Here is an 18,884-nt window from a genome sequence, read left to right as displayed (position 1 = left end):
GGCGCGGCCCCGATCGGGGCCCGGTCCGGGCGCCGTCCGTACGATGTGCGGACGTGCGCGACATCGCCGTTTTCAGTGGTACCGCCCATCCCGACCTCGCCGCCGAGATCTGTGCCCACCTCGGTGTGCCCCTGCACCCGGTGCGGGTGTCCCGGTTCGCCAACGACTGCCTGGAAGTGCAGTTGCAGGCCAACTGCCGGGAGCGCGACGTCTTCCTGATCCAGCCCCTGGTCCCGCCCGTGCAGGAGAACCTGGTCGAGCTGCTGCTCATGATCGACGCGGCCCGGGGCGCCTCCGCCGGCCGGATCACCGTGGTGCTGCCGCACTACGCGTACGCCCGGTCGGACAAGAAGGACGCGCCGCGCATCTCCATCGGCGGGCGGCTCGTGGCCGACCTGCTCACCTCGGCGGGGGCGGACCGGGTGCTGGCGATGACCCTGCACTCGCCCCAGGTGCACGGCTTCTTCAGCGTGCCGGTCGACCACCTGCACGCGCTGCGCGAGCTGGCCGCCCACTTCAGCCGCTACGACCTGAGCAACACGGTGGTGGTCTCGCCGGACCTGGGCAACGCCAAGGAGGCCGCGGCGTTCGCCCGCCGGCTCGGCACGCCGGTGGCGGCCGGGGCGAAGCAGCGGTTCAGCGACGACCGGGTCAAGATCAGCGCGGTGATCGGCGACGTGGCCGACCGGGACGTCATCGTGCTGGACGACGAGATCGCCAAGGGCAGCACGGTGATCGAGCTGATGGAGCACCTGCGCGAGCGGAAGGTTCGCTCGATCCGGCTGGCCTGCACGCACGGCCTCTTCTCCAGCGGCGCGCTCCAGCGGCTCAGCGAGCAGGAGGGCGTGCTGGAGATCGTCTGCACCAACACCGTGCCGATCCCGGCCGACAAGCGGGTGCCGAAGCTGGCGGTCCTCTCGGTGGCTCCGGCGCTCGCCGAGGCGGTGCGCCGCATCCACAACGGCGAGTCCGTCAGCGCCCTCTTCTCCTGACCCCTCGCCCGCTCCCGCCCCTGCCCTCCCCGCGATCTTGCACTGGTGGCCCCGGCGAATCGGGCACGGCGCCCATTTCGAGGGCCGAAAGTGCAAGATCGCCGGGGTCGGGGGAGGGAGGGTCAGTCGCGGCGGTGGCGGCCGATGTGTTCGGGGGTGCCGACGGCAGCGCTGATCCGTACGGTCGTGCCGGCGGCGCCGGTCTCGACCTCCATGCTGTCGCTCAACTCCCGGGCCAACCAGAGGCCCCACCCGCCGGCGGTGTCCGGTGCGGGGCGGGCCCGGTCGCCGAGCCGCTGCGTGCTGATCCCCCCGCCGTGGTCGGCGACCTCGCAGACGACCAGCCCCGACTGCCGCCACAGTCGCAGCCAGCCCCGGCCCCCGCCGTGCCGGACCGCGTTCGTGATCAGCTCGTTGACCGCCAGCACGAAGTCGTCCAGGCGCTGGCCGGCCAGCCCGGCGGTGTGCGCGCAGGAAGTGACCGAGTGCCGCAACTCGGTCACCTGGGCCTGGTCGAAGGCCTCGGCGATCAGGAGGGAAGGTTCGATGGGCACAACCGTACGCGGTACCGGGGATTCTGCACTCGTCATGGCCCCGTCCCGACAGCGGATCACAGAACTTGTTGCGGAATTCCCACCGTACGCCAGCGCTTCCCGGCGTGCATCCGCCAGCCCGTCGGCCGCCACGCGGGCTGTGGCATCGTGACGACCGTGCCGACGCCGCCCAGTGGATTCGAGGTCCCGCTCTGGCGGGCCATCGCCGTGTTCCGGGTGGCCTCCCTGGCGTACGTCTGCGTGCTGGCGCTGCGGCACTTCGACCGGTACGCCCACCCCCTGGCGGCCGTCGGCGTGGTCCTGCTGATGGCGGCCTGGACCGGGGTGACCGCCGTCGGCTACGCCCGCCCGGCCCGGCGGGGCTGGCCGCTGCTCGCCGCGGACCTCGCGGTCGTCCTCGGCATCCTGCTGGTCAGCCCATGGGTGGCCGGGCGTGCGGCGCTCGCCGCCGGGGTGCCGACCCTGGCGGTGGCCTGGCTGGCCGGCCCGGTGCTCGCCTGGGCCGTCTCCGGCGGGCGGCGCCGGGGCACGGTGGCCGCCCTGGCGGTCGGGGCGGCGGACCTCGTCACCCGCGAACGCATCGGCCAGTCCTCGCTCACCGGGGTGATCCTGCTGCTGCTCGCCGGGGTCGTCGTCGGGCACGTCGCCCGGCTGGCGGTGACCGCCGAGGAGCGGCTGCACCGGGCGGTGGAGCTGGAGGCGGCGACCCGGGAGCGGGAGCGGCTGGCCCGGGACATCCACGACGGCGTCCTCCAGGTGCTCGCCCTGGTGCAGCGGCGCGGCGCCCACCTGGACGGCGAGGCCGGCGAGCTGGCCCGGCTCGCGGGGGAGCAGGAGGCCGCGCTGCGCGCCCTGATCGCCGGCACCGCGCCGGCCGGCGCCGACACCGACGGCGGGCCGGTGGACCTGCGGGCGCTGCTCGGCCGGTACGCGTCGGCGGCGGTCTCGCTGTCCGCGCCGGCCACCCCGGTGCCGCTGCCCGGGCCGGTGGCCCACGAGCTGGTGGCCGCGACCGCCGCCGCGCTGGACAACGTCGCCCGGCACGCGGACGGGCGGGCCTGGGTGCTGATCGAGGACGAGGGGGCGACGGTGACGGTCTCCGTCCGCGACGAGGGGCCGGGGTTTCCGGACGGCCGCCTGGCCGAGGCCGCTGCCGAGGGGCGGCTCGGCGTCGCGCGGTCCATCCGGGGCCGCCTCGCCGACCTCGGCGGCACGGTGCGGATCACCTCCGCGCCCGGTGCCGGTACCGAGGTGGAACTGACCGTCCCGAGGGGGAGCGACGGTGCCCGCGAGGAGTGAGCCGGTCTGCGGGCCCCGCGGGTCGCGAACGAAGATGGGCTCATGACGGGTGTGCGCGTGATGGTGGTCGACGACCACCCGATGTGGCGGGAAGGGGTGGCCCGGGACCTCACCGAGGCCGGCCACGTCGTCGTCGCCACCAGCGGCGAGGGCCGGCAGGCCGTCCGGGTGGCCGCCGCCGCCCGGCCCGACGTGGTCGTCCTCGACCTGCAACTGCCGGACGTCTCCGGGGTGGAGGTGATCCGCGGGCTGCGCGCCGCGCTGCCGGAGGTGCGGGTGCTGATGCTGTCGGCCAGCGGCGAGCAGCAGAGCGTGCTGGACGCGGTGAAGGCGGGCGCCACCGGCTACCTGGTGAAGTCGGCCGCCCCGGCCGAGTTCCTGGACGCCGTGCGCCGGACGGCGGCGGGGGAGCCGGTCTTCACACCCGGCCTGGCCGGCCTGGTCCTCGGCGAGTACCGCCGGCTGGCCGCCGCCCCGGCCGGGGCCGCCCCGACGGCGGGCCGGGACCCGGCGCCCCGGCTCACCGACCGGGAGACCGAGGTGCTGCGCCTGGTGGCCAAGGGGATGTCCTACAAGCAGATCGCCGACCGGCTCGGGCTGTCGCACCGCACGGTGCAGAACCACGTGCAGAACACGCTGGGCAAGCTCCAACTGCACAACCGGGTCGAGCTGACCCGGTACGCGATCGAGCGGGGCCTGGACGACTGAGGGCTGCCGGGCCGCGCACTGGACGTGGTGGGTGAACGCTGGACGCTCCGACAGCCCTGCGCCGCCTCAGACCGAGTGCGGCGGGCGCGTCTCGTGGATGGCCAACTCCTCGGCGCTCGCCCCGCCGCCGGCCGACCCGGCGTCGTACGCGACCGAGTCGGTCTCCTGGTCGGTGTGCGCCCCCTCGTCCGGTTCGACGAGCCGGCCGACCTGGGCGTCGGCGGTGGTGCCGAGCCTGCCGTGGTCGTAGAGGGAGACCGGCGAGTCCGGGTCGGAGGTGGGCCCCGGGTCGATCACGTCCGCGTCGAGCTGGGCCTGCGCCGCGGCCTCCTCGCTGTCGGCCTCGGCGGCGATGTCCGGGTCGACGGGGCCGGCCAGCGGATCGTCGGCCGGGCGTTCACGCTGCTCCCGGTCGAGCTTGTAGTCCAGCGACTCGCCGTCGAGCTGCTCCTCGGCGGTGGTCCCGTACCGGTCCACCGCCACCGGCGTCCGGTCGGCGGGTAGCTGCGCCGGCTCCGGTCCGTCCGCCTCGCGCCCGGTCAGGACGTCGTCGTTGGCGGTCGAGTCGTCGTCGGCGGTGTCGGGCAGGCCCTCCGCCTCGGGGTCGGACACGGGGGTCGGGTACTGGTCGTCGCGCATGGCTGACCACTACCCACTGCCCTCCCGGCGTAACCGGTGCCGGGCGTGGCCATCCGGGCGGAAGCGTCGCCTTCCGGGACGGACGGGGAGGATCGGGGCGGCGGTCAGCCGCCGAGGCCGGCCTCGTCCGCGGCGTACAGGACGCACCAGACGACCTTGCCGTCCGGCACCCGGCTGCTGCCCCAGCGGCGGGCGACGGTGTCGATCAGCAGCAGGCCGCGCCCGCCGACGGTGTCCACCGGCGCCGGCCCGGCGAAGGCCGGCTGCCGCGACGAGTGGTCGCGCACGGCGAGGTGCAGGGTGTCGTCCCGGGGCGCCAGCCGCACCGTCATCGCGGTGTGCGCGTGGGCGACCACGTTGCCGACCAGCTCGGTGACCGCGATGCACCCCGGCTCGGCCAGCTCGTCCAGCCCCCAGCGGCGGCAGCCCTCGGTGACGAGGTGCCGGGCCTGCCGGGCGGCCTCCACGGCGGGTGGGAAGTCGGCGCTGACCACCGCGGCCATCGGCGCGGCGGCCAGCCCGGCCATCGCCCCCTCCAGGGTCGGCCAGGCCGGCGCGCCGTCGACGGTGGTGGTCGGGTCGCAGAGGAGCAGGTCGGCGGCGGGCCAGTCGAGGACCTCCCGGCGCACCTCCGCGAAGACGCCCCGGGCGGCCGGATCGGGCATCGCCAGGCCGGTCAGGTCGGCCACCACCGGGCCGGGCCGGGCGCAGAGCCGGGCGAGCAGCCCGGCGCGCACCGTGCCGACCTCAAGCCGGTCGAGGACGCCGGTCAGCCGGACCACCCCGGACGACTCGTCCGTCTCCACCCGGCAGCGCACGTCGGTCGGCATGATCGTCCCATTGTGCCCTCCCGGGGCGGGCCCCGCACCGCTCCGCTCGGCCCGGCGCATCAGCGGCCCGTCCGCGCTCGGCGGGCCATCGCCGCCACCGTCCCGACGGCCGTTCCCGCCGCCGCCAGCCCGAAGGCGGCGGTCATCCGCACCAGGTGCCGGCGCCGGCCGTGCCAGCCGCCGTCGCGCCGCGCCGCCGCGTCGGCCTGGAAGACGTTGCCGGTGCTGTCGAGCTGCGGGGCCGGTCCGAACTGGGTGCGGTGGGCGTACCAGCCGAGCGCCCGTTCGGCCAGCGCCGGGGCGACCCGCCACTGCAGGCCGATCAGCCGGGAGGCCCCACCGGCGTACGCCTCGCGCCGGGGCCGGCGCAGCATCCGGACGATCGTCTCCGCCACCACCTCCGGCGGGTAGACCGGGGGCGGCGGCACCAGTTCCCGCCCGCTGTGGTTGGCGGCGTGCCGGAAGAACGGGGTGTCGATGGTGGCCGGCAGCACCGTGCAGATCGAGATGTTTCCCCGCCCCGTGACCCGCAGCTCCTGGCGGACCGTGTCGGCCAGGCCGCGGATGCCGTGCTTCGTCGCGTTGTACGCCGACTGGTAGGGCATCGCCACCTCGGCCAGCACCGAGGCGTTGTTGACCAGCACCCCGCCGCCCGCCGCGCCGAGGTGGGGCAGGGCGGCCCGGGTGCCGTACGCGGCGCCGAGCAGGTTCACCTCCAGCACCCGACGGAACTCCTCCACCGGGATCTCGTCGAAGAGCCCGACCGCGCTGACCGCGGCGTTGTTGACCCACCCGTCGATCCGGCCGAACTCGGCCACCGCGCGGGCGGCGAGCCGCTCGACGGCCGCCGGGTCGGTCACGTCGGTCGGCACGACCAGCGCCCGCCCGCCCAGCTCCCGGCACCGCTGCGCGACCCGCCCGAGGGCCGGCTCGCTGCGGGCGGCCAGCACGACGGCGGTGCCGCGTCGGGCGAGGGCGTACGCCGTGGCCGTCCCGATCCCGCTGGAGGCGCCGGTGAGCACGACGGTGGCGTCGGCGAGGCTGCGGGTGAGAGGCATTCCTGGGCGGTACCCCGGCTGGCAGGGGTCATGCGGCCGATTGTGGGTCGGATGACCGTCGGTGGGTGACGCGCGACCCGGCCGCGACGCTTGCCGTCACGCAAGCACCCGCCGGGCTCTTCCCGATCTGCCAGGTTTCGGCTCCCGAGGGTCTGGTTAATGGGACCCTCTGACCGAGGACCACCGCTCGAGAAGATCGCATGGAGGTGACCCATGCGCGTCGGCCTCGTCTGCGCGCACGCCGGCCCGCCCAGGCGTGCCGACGGTCCGACCGTCGGCACCCACCAGCACATCGCGAGGGTCGCCGCCGAACTGGCCGCGCGGGGCCACGACGTCCGGGTGTACGAACGGCGCGACGACCCGGGCCTGCCGGACACGGCGACGGTCGACGGCTACCGGGTGGAGCGGGTGCCCGTCGGCCCGGCCGCCCCGATCCCCACCGCCGAGCTGGTCCCCCACGTGGCCGAGTTCGGCACCTGGCTGGCCGACCGGTGGGCGGGCGACTGGCAGCCGGAGGTGGTGCACGGGCACTACTGGATCGGCGGACTGGCCGCGGCGCACGCGGTGCGCGAGACCGACATCGCGGTGGTGCAGACCTTCCACTCCCTCGGTGTCGAGCAACTGCGCCACCTCGGCCGCGAGTACGACGGCCCGGGGGAGCGGATCCCGCTGGAGCGGGCGCTGACCCGGGCGGTGGACATCGCGGTCGCCCAGTGCAACGACGAGGTCGACGAGCTGACCCGGATGGGGCTGCAACGCGCCTCCGTGGCGATGGTGCCGGCCGGCGTCGACACCGAGCAGTTCCACCCCGACGGCGAGGCCGCGCCCCGCGACCAGCGGGCCCGGATCCTCTCCGTCGGACTGTCGGCCGGGCACGGCCAGGAGGACCTGATCCGGGCCATGCGGCTCGTCGGCGACGCCGAGCTGGTGATCGCCGGCGGCCCGCCCGCCGAGCAGCTCGCCGGCCACGCCGAGGCCCGCCGCCTGCGCGAGCTGGCCGAGCGGAACGGGGTGGGCGACCAGGTGACGCTGGTGGGCGCGGTGCCGCACGAGCAGATGGCCACCTGGTACCGCTCGGCCGACGTGGTCGCCTGCACCCCGCACTACTCGTCCGCGGGGCGGGTGTCGCTGGAGGCGATGGCCTGCGGCGTGCCGGTGGTCGGCTACGCCATGGGCGGGATCGCCGACGCGGTGGTCGACGAGGTCACCGGGCGGCTGGTGCCGCCGGGCGACGTGCGCGTCCTCGGCGTGACCCTGCGCCGGCTGCTCTCCGACAACGCCGGACGGTTCGCGTACGGGCACGCCGCCGTCGACCGGGTGCGGTGCAGTTACACCTGGGAGCGGACGGCGGGCGCGCTGGAGCGGCTCTACGAGCGGGTGGTGCGCCGCCGCAAGCCGGTCGAGGCGGCCTGAGGGAGCGGCCCGCCGGCCCCGTGTCTCAGACCGGGCGGCCGACGCCGACCACGGCCCGGTCCCGTGCCCCGGCCACCGCGTGGTGGTGCTGGGGTTCGGCGTACCGGGTGAGGCCGATGACCGAGGCGAGGGTGACCAGGAACCCGGCCGCGGCGAGCCACTCCCGGCCGGGCCAGATCTTGTCGTTGAGCAGCAGCAGGCCGACGATCGCGGCGGGCACCGCCCCGGCGGCGTCCATCGCGGCCACGGCGGCCGTGGTCGAGCCGCGCTGCATGGCCAGGCCGAGCAGGAGCTGGCCGACGATCGAGTGCGCGATCAGCAGGTAGAGCAGCGGGTCCCGGACGAGCGCCTCCGCCGTGGAGGCCGAGGCCAGCGGTCGGGCGGCCACCGCGGCGGCGGAGAACGCCAGCCCGGCCAGCGAGCCGAGCGCCACCGAGCCCGGCGCCCCGTGCAGGCGTACGGCGAAGAAGCCGAGCACCGCGATCACGCCGAGCGTCACCGCCAGGGTGATCATGCCGGCGGTGCCGAGCGGCTTGGACGGCGCGGGCCGGGCGGAGAGCACCAGCGCGGAGATCCCGGCGAAGAGCAGCACCAGCAGGGCCACCTCGGCCGCCGGCAACCGCCACTTCAGGACCAGCACGCCGAGCAGGGCGGTGACCCCGAGCCCGGCCGCGACGCTGGACTGCACGAGGAAGAGCGGCAGGTCCCGCCGGGCCAGGAAGGCCAGCACGAACCCGGCCACCTGACACGCCAGCCCGACCAGGTAGGTGCGGTGCCCGGCCAGCCGCAGCAGCAGCCCCGGGTCGAAGGTGTGGTGGACGGTGGTGCGGGCGGCGGCGACCGACTGGAGCAGGTTGGCGACGCCGTACGCGACGATCATCGCCGCGAGGAAGCACCACCCGGAGGAGACCACCTGGCGAGGATAGAGGTTGCCGGAGGTCAGTGCTCGGCTGGCCGACCCAGCCGGGCGAGGATGTCGGCGTGCAGCGGGCCGTTGCTGGCCACGGCGCTGCTCTCGGTGCCGGCGTCGCCCGAGGGCGCGGGCCGGCCGGCCAGGTCGGTGAACGTCCCACCCGCCTCGGTGACGATCGGCACCAGCGCGGCGACGTCCCACAGCGACAGCTCCGGCTCCACCATCACGTCCAGCGCGCCCTCGGCGAGCAGCATGTAGCCGTAGAAGTCGCCGTACGCCCGGCTGCGCCAGGTGTCCCGCATGAGCTGGAGCATCGCGTCCAGCCGGCCGGCGGACTCCCATCCGGTCAGGGACGAGTAGCAGAAGCTCGCGTCCGCCAGGTCCCGGACGCCGGAGACCCGGATGGGCGCGCCGCCGGCGGCGTCCGGCCCCGCGTACGCGCCCTCGCCGAGCGCGGCCCACCAGCGGCGGCCGAGGGCCGGCGCGGAGACCAGGCCGGCGACCGGGCGGTCCCCCTCCAGCAGCGCGATCAGGGTGGCCCAGACGGGCACGCCGCGGATGAAGTTCTTCGTGCCGTCGATCGGGTCGACCACCCAGCGCCGGCCGTCCGGGCCGCTGGCCGGCTGTTCGCCGTACTCCTCGCCGAGCAGACCGTCGGCCGGCCGGTGCGTGGCCAGCAGCGCCCGGATCTCCCGCTCCACGGCGGTGTCCGCGTCGGAGACGGGGGTCAGGTCGGGCTTCGCGTCGACCCGCAGGTCGAGCGCCCGGAACCGGGCCGTGGAGACGGCGTCGGCGGCGTCGGCGAGCAGGTGGGCGAGGGCGAGGTCGTCGGCGTACCCGGTCACGTGCCCCAACCTACCGACGGCCCGGGCCTCACGCCCCGGCGGGCGGGTCGCCCTCGCCCGCCCGGGAGGCGAGCAGCCGGCGGTACGAGGCCAGCCGGCGCGGGTCCGCCTTGCCGGCCGCCACCCAGGCGTCGAGCCCGCAGTCGGGAGCCTCCGGGGTGTGCGGGCAGTTGGCGGGGCAGTCGACCGTGCCCTCCACCAGGTCGGGGAAGCCGTGCAGCAGGCTGTCGGCGGAGACGTGTGCCAGCCCGAAGCTGCGTACCCCCGGGGTGTCGATGATCCAGCCGGCGGCGGCCCCGGGTCGCGGCGCGGCGGCGTCCCCGCCGTGCGCTGCATCCTCGGGCAGCGGGGGCAGCCGAAGCGCCACCGCGCTCGTGGAGGTGTGCCGGCCCCGGCCGATCGCGCTGACCGTGCCGACCGCCCGCGCGGCGTCCGGCACCAGCCGGTTGACCAGCGTCGACTTGCCCACCCCGGAGTGCCCCACCAGGACGGAGATCCGGCCGGCGAGCAGGCTGCGCAGGGCGTCGAGGTCGGAGTCCGGCCGGATCAGCACGTACGGCAGCTCCAGTTCGGCGTAGTAGCCGAGCACCCCCTCGGGGCCGGCCAGGTCGGCCTTGGTCAGGCAGAGCAGCGGCTCGATGTCGGCGTCGTACGCGGCCACCAGGCAGCGGTCGATGAACCCGGTGCGCGGCGGCGGGTCGGCCAGCGCGCTGACGATCACCAACTGGTCGGCGTTGGCCACCACCACCCGCTCCAGCCGCCCCTCGGCGGTGGTCGCGTCGTCCTCCGCGGTGCGCCGCAGCACCGACGTCCGCTCGGCGATCCGGACGATCCGGGCCAGCGCCCCGGCCGCGCCGGAGGTGTCCCCGACCAGGCTGACCCGGTCGCCGACCACCACCGACTTGCGGCCCAGCTCCCGGGCCCGCATGGCGGTGACCGTGGGCGCGTCCGGCCCCCCGTCGGGCGGCACGCACGTGTAGCGGCCCCGGTCGACGGCGATCACGAAGCCGTCGACGGCGTCCGCGTGCCGGGGCCGGGTGCGCGTACGTGGGCGCGACGACTTCCCGGGTCGTACCCGGACGTCGTCCTCGTCGTACTCCCGCCGTCTGGTCGCCAGGACCGCCCCCCGTCGTGTCAGCTCTTGCCGGTCACCATCGCCGACCATAGTGCCGGGAACTCGGGCATGGTCTTCGAGGTACACGCCACGTCGCTCAGCTCGATGCCCGGCACGGCCAGGCCGGCCACCGCCGCCGCGTGCGCCATCCGGTGGTCGTGGTAGGTCTCGAACACCCCGCCGCGCAGCGGCCGGGGCCGGATCTCCAGCCCGTCGGGGGACTCCGTGATGTCCGCGCCGAGCGCGGCGAACTCCCGCGCCAGCGCGGTCAGCCGGTCGGTCTCGTGGCCCCGGATGTGACCGACGCCCGTGAACCGGGACGGCGAGTCGGCGAGCATGGCCAGCGCGGTCAGCGCGGGCGTCAGCTCGCTGACGTCGGAGAGGTCGGCGTCCAGGCCGTGCACCGTGCCGGTGCCCCGGACGGTCAGCCCGGCGGTGGAGAGGGTCACCTCGCCGCCCATCCGGTGCAGCAGCGAGCGGAGCTGCTCCACCGGCTGCGCGCTGCTGCGCGGCCAGCCCTGGAGGGTCACCTCGCCGCCGGTGACCAGGGCCGCGGCGAAGAACGGCACCGCGCCCGACAGGTCCGGCTCGATCTCCCAGCCGCGCCCGGCCAGCGGGCCCGGCTCGACGACCCAGACGTCGGGGGTGCTGTCGTCGACGGCCGCGCCGGCGGCCCGGAGCATCTGCACCGTCATCCGCAGGTGCGGCGCGGAGGGCACCGGGGGACCCACGTGCCGGACCACCACGCCCCGGTCGAAGCGCGGGGCGGCCAGCAGCAGCCCGGAGACGAGCTGGCTGGAGGCCGAGGCGTCGATCACCACCTCGCCGCCGGCCACCCGCCCGCCGCCGAGCACGGTCAGCGGCAGGCTGCCGGTGGCGGGGGCGTCCACGCGTACGCCGAGGGAACGCAGCGCGCCGATCAGCGGGCCGAGCGGCCGGGTGCGGGCCTGCGGGTCGCCGTCGAAGGTGATCCGCCCGTCGGCCAGGCCGGCCACGGGCGGGACGAAGCGCATCACCGTGCCGGCCAGGCCGACGTCGACGTGCGCGGGGCCGACCAGCGGGTGCGGCCGGACCAGCCAGCGCTCGTCGTCGCTGATCGACATGTGCGCGCCCAGCGCGCGCAGCCCGGCCGCCATCAGCTCGGTGTCCCGGGCCCGCAGCGGCCCGGCCAGCGTCGAGGGACCGCTGGCCAGCGCGCTCAGCACCAGGGCGCGGGCGGTCATCGACTTGGAGCCGGGCAGGCGCAGCGTGGCCGTGACCGGGTCGGAGGCGGTCGGAGCGGTCCACGGCTGCGGCGGCCGGGTCGCGGTCAGGTTCCCCACGGTTACATTCTGCCGTGTCCGCCGCGGATGACGCCCGGCACCGTCCCGGCTCCCGGCCAGCGGGACAGCCGGGCGACGCCCGGCGGGTTAGCGTGTGCGGCATGTGCGGGAGGTACGCGACGACCCGGAGCGCGGGCGACCTGAGCGCGCTGTTCGAGTCCCACGACGAGACCGGCGGCCAGCTCGGCCCCGACCACAACGTCGCGCCCACCGACCCGGTGCCGCTGGTGCGGGTCAGCCCGGAGGGCCACCGCGCGCTGTCGGTCGGGCGCTGGGGGCTGGTGCCGGCCTGGTCCCGGTCGCCCGCCGGCGCCGCCCGCATGATCAACGCCCGCGCCGAGACGGTCGCCACCAGCCGGGCGTACGCCGGCGCGTTCGCCCGCCGCCGCTGCCTCGTTCCGGCCGACGGCTGGTACGAGTGGGTCCGCTCGCCGGGCGGGGGCAGGCAGGCGTACTACATGACCCCGCTGGACGGCTCCGTGCTCGCCTTCGCCGGCATCTGGTCGGTCTGGGAGGGGCCCGACGGCCCGCTGCTGACGTGCAGCGTGCTGACCACCGCCGCGCTCGGCGAGTTGGCCGAGGTGCACGAGCGCATGCCGCTGCTGCTGCCCCGGCCGCGGTGGGGGTCGTGGCTGGCGCCCAGCGACGAGCCGGCGGGCCTGCTCGCCCCGCCCCCGCTCGACTGGCTGGCGCGGCTCGAGATCCGTCCGGTGGGACCGGCGGTGGGCAACGTGCGCAACGACGGGCCGGAGCTGACCGCCAGGGTGCCGCTCGCCCGGGTCGCCCCGCCGGAGGAAGTGACGCTTTTCTGACAGCGGCGGCACATTGTCGGGCGTGATTTGCCAGAGTTGCGGGCGAAACGTCGCCCACTCGTTTACCCGTATTTGCCGTAGAGGCTTGTCCCCGTGTCCGTAAGTGCGATAGAACACAGCGCCGGTAGTGGGCGCGACTCGCACGGGGCGGACGACGCTCACCGATCTTGCCGGTCCCACGGGGGAGGTGGGTGGATGACACGGGCACGCATGCCCCGCCCGCACGAGGTCGCCGCCGCACGACGAGATCCGCGACTGCTGCGGGCGTTGCGGGAGCGGCGACAGGACGAGGCTTGGCGGACCAGAGGAACCTGTCAGAGTGTCGACCCGGAAACGTTCTTTCCGGCGCCGAACGAGCCGGCCGACGCGGCTGTCGCGCTCTGCCGAAGTTGCGACGTGCAGGGCTCCTGCCTGGCCTGGGCGCTGGACGTGGGCGACTGCCACGGCGTCTGGGGCGGCACGACCCCGCGCGAGCGGCGGGCGATGCTGGTCGCCTGGCGCGACGAGGTGCAACCGGATCCGGACGCCGCCGACGAGGCGGGTCCGCCGGTCCGGGACCGTCTGCTCACGCTGGTGCCGCTGAGCTGACCGTCGACTGAGCCGGCCGGGGCCGGCCCGCGATCACGCGGGCCGGCCCCGCGTCGTGTCCCGGACACCCCAGAATGGGCTGGTGCCCGAGACCGACGAGCTACCCACCCCGCGCGGGCCCGCCCGGGTCGCCACCGACCTGCCGGCCGGTCCGCCGACCGCCGTGCTGGCGCTCGGCCACGGCGCGGGCGGTGACGTCGACGCCCCCGACCTGCTCGCGCTCCGCGACGCGGCGGCCGGCGCGGGCCTGGTGGTGGCACGGGTGACCCAGCCGTACCGCGTGGCCGGCCGGCGCGCCCCGGCTCCGGCCGGGCACCTCGACGAGGCGTGGACCGCCGTGCTCGCCGTGCTGCGGGAGCGGCATCCCGGCGTACCCCTGCTGGTGGGTGGGCGCTCCAGCGGCGCGCGGGTGGCCTGCCGCACCGCGCGGGCGGTCGGCGCCGCCGGTGTGGTTGCGCTCGCGTTCCCGTTGCACCCGCCGGGCCGCCCGGAGCGGTCCCGGGCCTCGGAACTGGCGACCGGCCTGCCGACCCTGGTGGTCAACGGCGACCGCGACCCGTTCGGGGTGCCGGAGCCCGGGCCCGCGGTGTGCGTGGTCACCCGACCCGGGGAGCGGCACGACCTGCGGGGCGATCCGACCGGTACGGCCGCGACGGTGCGCGACTGGCTGCGCGACCAGGGCTGGGCGCGGCCCTGATCCCCGGCGCGCGCGACCTTCCCGTCCCGCGCGACCTTCCCGTCCCGCGCGACCTTCCCGTCCCGCGCGACCTTCCCGTCCCGCGCGACTTCCGTCCCCGTCGCTCGTGGGCGCGAGCCCCCGTCCCGGCCCCGCTGGGCGCGGCCTGGTGGGTGGGCGGCCGACGCGCCGCGGGCGGGCGAGGACGCGCCCCGGGGGAGGGGTGACGCTCCGGCCGGCCGTGTCCGGTGACCGCGGCGGGTCGTTGCATCGGATGGTGCCGGATGCCCGGTTCGGGCGGCGGCGCCGGTCCTCCCAGGCCCTTCCTGGTCCCAGCGTCGGCGTCCCGCCGGGGCCGGGACCAGGAACGGGAGGCCGGGACGGAATGCCCCGCCCGTCCGTGCCGTTGCACCCCCCGGACGACATTTCTGGCGAGGGGGGTGACCGGGTGCCGATCGAGACGCAGGCCCGGGAACGGGACGAGCGGGGAGCGCGGCAGCTGCGGCAGTTGCTGGGCGCTCCGGACTGGCCCGCGACGGCGCCGCCGGTCGGCGTGGCCGCGGTGAGCACGAGCACACCCGCCGGAAGTGAATCTGTGGGCAGGTCTGTGCGCGTATCCTCGGCGGGAAAGCATCCGACGCGAGGGGATGTGCGGTTGACCACCGAGAAGACGGACGAGCGCAGGGCCCGATTCGAGCGGGACGCGATGCCCTTCGTCGATCAGCTCTACGCTGCCGGCCTGCGGATGACCCGCAACCCGGCGGATGCGGAGGACCTGGTCCAGGAGACCTACCTGAAGGCGTACGCCGCCTTCCACCAGTTCGAGCAGGGCACGAACCTGAAGGCCTGGCTCTACCGGATCCTGACCAACACCTACATCAACTCCTACCGCCGCCGGCAGCGCCAGCCCATCCAGGCGCCGACTGACGAGATCACCGACTGGCAGCTCGCCGAGGCCGAGTCGCACACCTCCAGCGGGCTGCGTTCGGCCGAGACCGAGGCGCTGGACCGGCTGCCGGACAGCGACGTCAAGGAGGCCCTCCAGCAGTTGCCGGAGGAGTTCCGCCTGGCCGTCTACCTCACCGACGTCGAGGGCTTCTCCTACAAGGAGGTCGCCGACATCATGGGCACGCCGATCGGCACGGTGATGTCGCGGCTGCACCGGGGTCGACGTAATCTGCGCAAGCTGCTCGAGCAGTACGCCGCGGAGCGGGGCTTCACCGCCGCGTCGTCGAAGAAGGGCTCAACCGCTGCCGCCGGCCGGGAGGTGTGACGTGAGCTGTGGGGAACCGCACGAGACGGACTGCCGTGAGGTGCTGGCGGAGGTCTACCTCTACCTGGATCTGGAGTGCGCCGAGGAGCGGCGCACGCTGATCCGCTACCACCTCGACGAGTGCGGGCCGTGCCTGCGCGAGTACGGCATCGAGCAGGAGGTGAGGGCGCTGGTCGCCCGCTGCTGCGGCAACGAGACCGCGCCCGACCAGCTGCGGGAGCGGCTCCGGGTCCGGCTGACCGAGCTGGTCGTGTTCGAGAACAGCGAGTCGCGGGAGCTGGCCGACTGAGGCCGGCGGCACCGACAGCAACGCCGGTGGCCCGGGTCGGAGACGACCCGGGCCACCGGCGTTTCGCTGGCTGATCGACGCCGGGCCGTGGGCCCGGCCGCCGGATCAGGAGTTGGGGCGCTTGCCGTGGTTGGCGCCGCTCTTCTTCCGGGCCTTCTTCTTCCGGGCCTTCTTCGCCATGGTGACCTCCTCGTGATGGTCGGATCCGCCTGCGCACGACCTCGGCGCCGGTGCACGCACCGGTCCTCCCGGCGCCGGGTCCGACCCGCTGATGCTAGTGCTGCCGGCACCCGCCGTGGTGCGCCGGGGCGGCCGGCCGTACGCGCGCCGCGCGACACGCCGGCCGCCTCGCCGCGTCGCCGCACCCCGGCCGGGCGGGACGCCGCGGCCCGCCCGACCCGACAGTGGATCATCCGGACGCGACCGCTCCACACCCGCCGCGGGGCGTCCGCATGATTGGATACGTCGGCAGGCAACACGCGAGAGAAGGGGCCGTGGAGATGGCCGAGGAGATCCGCGCCGAGATGGTGGCGAACGTCTGGAAGGTCGTCGCGTCGGCCGGGGACACCGTGTCCGAGGGGGACACGCTGGTGATCCTGGAGTCGATGAAGATGGAGATCCCGGTCGTCGCCGAGTCCGACGGCGTCGTCAAGCAGCTCGCGGTCAACGAGGGTGACGTCGTGCAGGACGGCGACCTCATCGCGGTGATCGATTGACCGGCCTCTCGGTGCGGCGGGCCGGGCCGGCCGACTTCGCGGCGGTGGCCCGGCTGACGGTCGCCGCGTACGAGGCCGACGGCCAGCTCAAGGGCGAGCACGGCTACGCCGCCGTGCTCGCCGACGTGGCGGTCCGGTCGGAGCACGGCGAGGTCCTCGTCGCCGCCGACCAGGAGACCGGCGCGGTGCTCGGATCGGTGACGTTCGTCCTCCCCGGCACCCGGTACGCGGAGCTGTCCGGGGCGGGGGAGGCGGAGTTCCGGATGCTGGCCGTGGACCCGGCCGCGCAGGGCCGGGGCGTCGGCGCGGCCCTGGTCGAGGCGTGCGTGTCCCGGGCGACCGAGCTGGGCTGCTCGGCGGTGATGATCTGCGTCCGCCACGGCTTCGCCGCCTCCGCCCAGCGGCTCTACCGGCGCCGGGGCTTCGTGCGCGTGCCGGAGCTGGACTGGTCGCCCCTGGCCGGGGTGGAACTGCTCGCCCTCCGGCTGGAGCTCACCGGCGCCTGATCCGGCCCGGGCCGGGCCGGCGTATCGTCGGGGCCGGCGGGCGTCAGGGCGCCTCCGTCGCGGCGGCGTCGCGCCCGGTCCCGATGGGGGCGAGCAGCTCGTCGGCCATCTCCAGCGCGAGCGTCCTGCGCTCCGTGTCGGTGATGCCCGGCGTGCGGATCGCGAACCAGCTGCTGTGCACGGCGAAGATCGACAGGATCGCGCGGAGCTGCGCGGCGGGCGAGTCGTCTCCCCGGCAGAGCACCTCGGCCAGCCGCAGCATCCGGCCGCGCATCTGCTGCCCGGCGGCGAGACTCTTCAGCACGGTCTGGTTCTGCTCGAAGAACCGCATCACCGACGGCACGTCGCCGGCGAACATGGCGTCGGCGTACCGGCCGATCACGGCGCGCCGGGTGTCGCGGCTCGCCGGCTGCGACTCGGCCCAGGCGATGAGGTCGTCCATCAGTTCCAGCCGGTCCTCGACGACGCTGCTGACGATCTCGTCCTTGCTCTTGAAGTGGTAGTAGAGCGCGGCCTTCGTCACGTTCAGCCGTTCGGCGATCTCGCGCAGCGAGGTCTTCTCGTACCCCTGCTCGGTGAAGAGCTCCAGCGCGACGGACTTGATGCGCTCCCGCGTGCCGCCTGTGCTCTCCCTCACGTGTGCCACCCAATTCGCTTGACCGGTCCTGCCGCCAAACTTACCGTGCGGCTAGTAAGTTAACTGGCCGGGCGGCAAGTAAGTGCGGCACATCTCGGGGGAGCTTACCCATGACGCAGGCAAGCCAGGAACCGGCACGACCCAACGTGCGGGTCGTGCTCTTCGGTCTGATGATCGCCATGATGCTGGCGATGCTCGACAACATGATCGTCAGCACGGCGCTACCGCGGATCGTGGGCGAGTTCGGCGGGCTCGACCACTTCACCTGGGTGGTGACGGCGTACGTGCTGGGCACCACGGTCTCGACCCCGATCTGGGGCAAGCTCGGCGACCTCTACGGGCGCAAGTCCGTCTTCCTCACCTCGGTGGTCGTCTTCCTGGTCGGCTCGGCGCTGTGCGGGATGGCCGGCTCCGACCTGTTCGGCGGGCCGGGCGACGGCATGGTCGAGCTGATCGCCTTCCGGGCGGTGCAGGGCCTCGGCGCCGGCGGCCTGATGGTCGGCGTGATGGCGATCATCGGCGACCTGGTGCCGCCCCGGGAGCGGGGCCGCTACCAGGGCATGATCGCCGGCATCATGGCCATCGCGATGGTGGCCGGCCCGCTGGTCGGCGGCTTCATCACCGACCACCTCTCCTGGCGCTGGGCGTTCTACGTGAACCTGCCGCTGGGCGGCGTCGCGCTGCTGGTCCTCGCCACGACCATGCACCTGCCGAAGTACCGCACCGAACACCGGATCGACTGGCTCGGCGCCGGGCTGCTCTCGGTCGGCATCACCGCGATCGTGCTCGTCACCACCTGGGGCGGCAACGAGTACGCGTGGGTGTCGCCGCAGATCCTCGGCCTGGCCGCGCTCGCCGCGGTCGCGCTGGTGGTCTTCGGTCTGGTCGAGCGGCGGGCCGCCGAACCGATCCTGCCGCTCGGGCTCTTCGCCAACCGCAACTTCGCGCTGATCTCCGTGATCGGCTTCCTGCTCGGCTTCGCGATGTTCGGCGCGATGAACTTCCTGCCGCTGTACCAGCAGACCGTGCAGGGCGCCTCGGCGACGAACTCCGGGCTGCTGCTGCTTCCGCTGATGTTCGGCATGCTGGTGGTCTCGCTGGTGGTCGGTCGCGCGATCACGAAGACCGGGCGGTACCGGATCTACCCGATCGTGGGCGGCGTGGTGATGACCGCGGGCATGGCGCTGCTGACCCTGCTCGACGTGCACACCGGCAAGCTGGAGTCCTCGCTCTACATGATCGTGCTCGGCGTCGGCATGGGCTTCCTCATGCAGACCTCGATGCTCATCGCGCAGAACAGCGTGGCGCAGAAGGACCTGGGCGCGGCGAGCGGCGCCGCCACGTTCTTCCGCTCGATCGGCGGCTCGTTCGGCATCTCGCTGTTCGGCGCGATCTTCGCCAACCGGCTGGCCGACTCCCCGGCCGGCGGCGCGTTCAGCGGCGGCGGCGAGGCCGGTGCCGCGATGGACCTGGCGGAGCTCAAGGACCTGCCGGCGCAGGCGCGGGAGCTGGTGCTCGGTGGCCTCGCCGACGCGATCTCGCACGTCTTCTGGTGGGCGGTGCTGTTCACCGTGGCGGTTCCGGTGCTGGCCTGGTTCATCAAGGAGATCCCGCTGCGGACCGCCAACGAGCCGCCGGCCCCGCAGGGCGCCGGCGAGGGCCAGGCCGAGGCCGCCCTGGGCAAGGCGCCCGTCGCCTGA

Annotated in this window: 21 protein-coding genes and 1 pseudogene; 12 read left to right on the top strand and 10 right to left on the bottom strand. The window is 74.9% G+C overall.

All coding sequences use genetic code 11. From position 1 onward, the window contains the following. Positions 1-53: 53 nt before the first annotated feature. Positions 54-992 (top strand): ribose-phosphate diphosphokinase, encoded by a 939-nt coding sequence (locus tag ABT006_RS07150; protein ID WP_350703803.1) that lies wholly within the window; start codon positions 54-56, stop codon positions 990-992. A 122-nt stretch (positions 993-1,114) separates the two neighbouring features. Here the strand turns inward: ABT006_RS07150 and ABT006_RS07145 are convergent, their stop codons facing one another. After that, positions 1,115-1,582 (bottom strand): ATP-binding protein, encoded by a 468-nt coding sequence (locus ABT006_RS07145; protein ID WP_350703801.1) that lies wholly within the window; start codon positions 1,580-1,582, stop codon positions 1,115-1,117. Between the two features lie 120 nt (positions 1,583-1,702). On the opposite strand from ABT006_RS07145, the gene macS reads away from it, so the two are divergent. Both macS and ABT006_RS07135 read left to right on the top strand, forming a co-directional pair. After that, the gene (gene macS / locus ABT006_RS07140; protein WP_350703799.1) at positions 1,703-2,845 is read left to right on the top strand and encodes a MacS family sensor histidine kinase; all 1,143 of its coding nucleotides are present in this window, start codon (positions 1,703-1,705) and stop codon (positions 2,843-2,845) included. 42 nt (positions 2,846-2,887) lie between these two features. Continuing rightward, positions 2,888-3,553, top strand: a complete 666-nt coding sequence (locus ABT006_RS07135) for a response regulator (protein ID WP_350703797.1) — start codon at positions 2,888-2,890, stop codon at positions 3,551-3,553. Positions 3,554-3,619: 66 nt separating this feature from the next. Here ABT006_RS07135 and ABT006_RS07130 read toward each other — a convergent pair whose 3' ends face one another. The 3 genes from ABT006_RS07130 to ABT006_RS07120 form a co-directional block, all read right to left on the bottom strand. Next, the gene (locus ABT006_RS07130; RefSeq protein WP_350703796.1) at positions 3,620-4,192 is read right to left on the bottom strand and encodes a DUF5709 domain-containing protein; all 573 of its coding nucleotides are present in this window, start codon (positions 4,190-4,192) and stop codon (positions 3,620-3,622) included. Positions 4,193-4,296: 104 nt separating this feature from the next. Continuing rightward, on the bottom strand, positions 4,297-5,022 hold the full coding sequence (locus tag ABT006_RS07125) for an ATP-binding protein (protein ID WP_350703794.1): 726 nt from the start codon (positions 5,020-5,022) through the stop codon (positions 4,297-4,299). 59 nt (positions 5,023-5,081) lie between these two features. After that, positions 5,082-6,080: an SDR family oxidoreductase gene (locus ABT006_RS07120; protein WP_350703792.1), complete on the bottom strand. Its 999-nt coding sequence runs from the start codon at positions 6,078-6,080 to the stop codon at positions 5,082-5,084. A gap of 213 nt (positions 6,081-6,293) precedes the next feature. Between ABT006_RS07120 and ABT006_RS07115 the strand changes: the two genes are divergently transcribed. Then, positions 6,294-7,493, top strand: a complete 1,200-nt coding sequence (locus ABT006_RS07115) for a glycosyltransferase (RefSeq protein ID WP_350703790.1) — start codon at positions 6,294-6,296, stop codon at positions 7,491-7,493. Here the strand turns inward: ABT006_RS07115 and ABT006_RS07110 are convergent. From ABT006_RS07110 to aroA, 4 genes and pseudogenes are all read right to left on the bottom strand, one after another. After that, positions 7,448-8,373, bottom strand: a pseudogene (locus tag ABT006_RS07110) (hypothetical protein). The gene ABT006_RS07115 and the pseudogene ABT006_RS07110 sit on opposite strands and share 46 nt — an antisense overlap. A gap of 59 nt (positions 8,374-8,432) precedes the next feature. Next, a complete protein-coding gene (gene hisN, locus ABT006_RS07105; RefSeq protein WP_350703788.1) occupies positions 8,433-9,251 on the bottom strand; it encodes a histidinol-phosphatase in 819 nt (272 codons plus the stop codon). Between the two features lie 28 nt (positions 9,252-9,279). Then, complete coding sequence (rsgA, locus tag ABT006_RS07100) at positions 9,280-10,416, bottom strand: ribosome small subunit-dependent GTPase A (protein ID WP_350703786.1); 1,137 nt, start codon at positions 10,414-10,416, stop codon at positions 9,280-9,282. Beyond that, positions 10,386-11,687, bottom strand: coding sequence for a 3-phosphoshikimate 1-carboxyvinyltransferase (gene aroA, locus ABT006_RS07095; RefSeq protein ID WP_350703784.1), 1,302 nt, complete (start codon positions 11,685-11,687; stop codon positions 10,386-10,388). The genes rsgA and aroA overlap by 31 nt, the downstream gene beginning before the upstream one ends. A gap of 101 nt (positions 11,688-11,788) precedes the next feature. On the opposite strand from aroA, the gene ABT006_RS07090 reads away from it, so the two are divergent. The 5 genes from ABT006_RS07090 to rsrA all read left to right on the top strand — a co-directional run bounded on the left by ABT006_RS07090 (position 11,789) and on the right by rsrA (position 15,325). Next, positions 11,789-12,499, top strand: coding sequence for an SOS response-associated peptidase (locus ABT006_RS07090; protein WP_350703782.1), 711 nt, complete (start codon positions 11,789-11,791; stop codon positions 12,497-12,499). Between the two features lie 195 nt (positions 12,500-12,694). Continuing rightward, positions 12,695-13,087 carry a WhiB family transcriptional regulator gene (locus ABT006_RS07085; protein ID WP_350683209.1) on the top strand — a complete coding sequence of 131 codons (393 nt, stop codon included), beginning with the start codon at positions 12,695-12,697 and terminating at the stop codon, positions 13,085-13,087. Between the two features lie 82 nt (positions 13,088-13,169). Beyond that, positions 13,170-13,784, top strand: a complete 615-nt coding sequence (locus ABT006_RS07080) for an alpha/beta hydrolase family protein (protein WP_350703780.1) — start codon at positions 13,170-13,172, stop codon at positions 13,782-13,784. Between the two features lie 427 nt (positions 13,785-14,211). Beyond that, the gene (locus tag ABT006_RS07075) at positions 14,212-15,036 is read left to right on the top strand and encodes a sigma-70 family RNA polymerase sigma factor (RefSeq protein WP_350703778.1); all 825 of its coding nucleotides are present in this window, start codon (positions 14,212-14,214) and stop codon (positions 15,034-15,036) included. 1 nt (position 15,037) lies between these two features. Continuing rightward, complete coding sequence (gene rsrA, locus ABT006_RS07070; protein ID WP_350703776.1) at positions 15,038-15,325, top strand: mycothiol system anti-sigma-R factor; 288 nt, start codon at positions 15,038-15,040, stop codon at positions 15,323-15,325. A gap of 105 nt (positions 15,326-15,430) precedes the next feature. On the opposite strand, the gene ABT006_RS35080 is transcribed toward rsrA, so the two are convergent. Next, a complete protein-coding gene (locus tag ABT006_RS35080; RefSeq protein ID WP_369700219.1) occupies positions 15,431-15,505 on the bottom strand; it encodes a 50S ribosomal protein bL37 in 75 nt (24 codons plus the stop codon). A 314-nt stretch (positions 15,506-15,819) separates the two neighbouring features. Here ABT006_RS35080 and ABT006_RS07060 point away from each other — a divergent pair, with 314 nt between their 5' ends. Continuing rightward, positions 15,820-16,041 carry a biotin/lipoyl-binding carrier protein gene (locus tag ABT006_RS07060; protein ID WP_176737378.1) on the top strand — a complete coding sequence of 74 codons (222 nt, stop codon included), beginning with the start codon at positions 15,820-15,822 and terminating at the stop codon, positions 16,039-16,041. Further along, positions 16,038-16,547: a GNAT family N-acetyltransferase gene (locus ABT006_RS07055; protein ID WP_350703774.1), complete on the top strand. Its 510-nt coding sequence runs from the start codon at positions 16,038-16,040 to the stop codon at positions 16,545-16,547. Before ABT006_RS07060 ends, ABT006_RS07055 begins: the two co-directional genes overlap by 4 nt. A gap of 43 nt (positions 16,548-16,590) precedes the next feature. Here the strand turns inward: ABT006_RS07055 and ABT006_RS07050 are convergent, their stop codons facing one another. After that, a complete protein-coding gene (locus ABT006_RS07050) occupies positions 16,591-17,184 on the bottom strand; it encodes a TetR/AcrR family transcriptional regulator (protein ID WP_350703772.1) in 594 nt (197 codons plus the stop codon). A 110-nt stretch (positions 17,185-17,294) separates the two neighbouring features. On the opposite strand from ABT006_RS07050, the gene ABT006_RS07045 reads away from it, so the two are divergent. Then, positions 17,295-18,884: an MDR family MFS transporter gene (locus tag ABT006_RS07045; protein ID WP_350703770.1), complete on the top strand. Its 1,590-nt coding sequence runs from the start codon at positions 17,295-17,297 to the stop codon at positions 18,882-18,884.

The organism is Micromonospora sp. NPDC002717 (assembly GCF_040295705.1).
Classification (GTDB): Bacteria; Actinomycetota; Actinomycetes; order Mycobacteriales; family Micromonosporaceae; genus Micromonospora.
Note: the sequence above shows the minus strand (reverse complement) of the source record. Positions and strands in the feature narration are given on the sequence as shown.